This window comes from Streptomyces sp. PT12 (assembly GCF_003311645.1).
Lineage (GTDB): Bacteria > Actinomycetota > Actinomycetes > Streptomycetales > Streptomycetaceae > Streptomyces.
On record NZ_QEST01000211.1, the window covers coordinates 1 to 1,134 of the forward strand.

The 1,134-nt window shown below is 69.9% G+C and carries 1 protein-coding gene; it reads left to right on the forward strand.

The genetic code is table 11. The features are described 5' to 3' along the window. The coding region (locus DEH69_RS22950; RefSeq protein ID WP_147255783.1) for an IS4 family transposase at window positions 1-1,120 on the forward strand (1,120 nt) is incomplete at its 5' end. Between the last annotated feature and the right edge of the window lie 14 nt (window positions 1,121-1,134).

Consider the following 1,134-nt stretch of genomic DNA (forward strand, 5'->3'; position numbering starts at 1 on the left):
CTTAGGGTCACTGCCGCTGCCCGAGGTCACGGCGACAGCACTGTGGCACGCCCGCACCCGGCTCGGGGTCCGGCCCATGCGGGCGCTGTTTGACCTGCTGCGGGGTCCAGCTTCCGCGATCCGCACCGCCGGTGCCCGCTGGTCCGGGTTCCTGGTGGTCGCCCTCGACGGCACCTGCCTGGACGTACCCGACGCGCCGGCGACCCGGGCCCGTCTGGGCAAGGGCTCCAACCAGTACACCGCCGCCTCCGGCTACCCGCAGATCCAGCTGACCGCGCTGGTCGCCTGCGGCACCCGGGCTGTGATCGACGCGGCCTTCGGCCCGACATCCGCCGGCGAGACCCGGCACGGCAAGCGCCTGATGCGCTCGGTACGGGCGGGGATGATCGTGCTGCTGGACCGGGGATTCTCCTCCAACGCCTTCCTGGAAACCGTCGAGAGCACCAGTGCGGCCCTCCTGGCCCGGCTGACGGCAACCCGCAAGCCGCCCGTCCTGCGCCGCCTGCACGACGGCTCGTTCCTCTCCCGGATCGGCACCGTTGACGTCCGCATCGTCCAGTGCGAGATCACCATCTCCACCACGGCCGGACAGCACACCAGCACCTACCGCCTGGCCACCACCCTGCTCGACGCCCACAGCTACCCCGCGCCCCAGCTGGTCACGCTCTACCACGAGCGCTGGGAAGTGGAGTCCGCGTACTTCGCGCTGAAGAAGTCGATCCTCGGCCGCCGCGTGCTCCGTGCCCGCACCATGCCCGGCATCGCCCAGGAGATCTACGCGCTGCTGGTCGCCTACCAGGCCATCCGCATCGCCATCACCGACGCCACCGACAGCATCGGCGCCGACCCCGACCGGGGCAGCTTCACCATCGCCCTCCACACCGCCCGCGACCAGATCGTCCAGGCAACCGGAGTGATCGCCGACACCACCATCGACCTCATCGGCACCATCGGCCAAGCCGTCCTCAACCACCTCATGCCCGCCCGCCGCCTCCGCATCAGCCCCCGCGCGGTCAAACGCCCTCTATCCCGCTACGCCTACAAGAGCCTGCGCGTCGACCGACACACCCACAAAGCCACCATCGCCATCAACGTGCTACCACCACCCATCAGCCCTTAACTTCACGGCCTTGG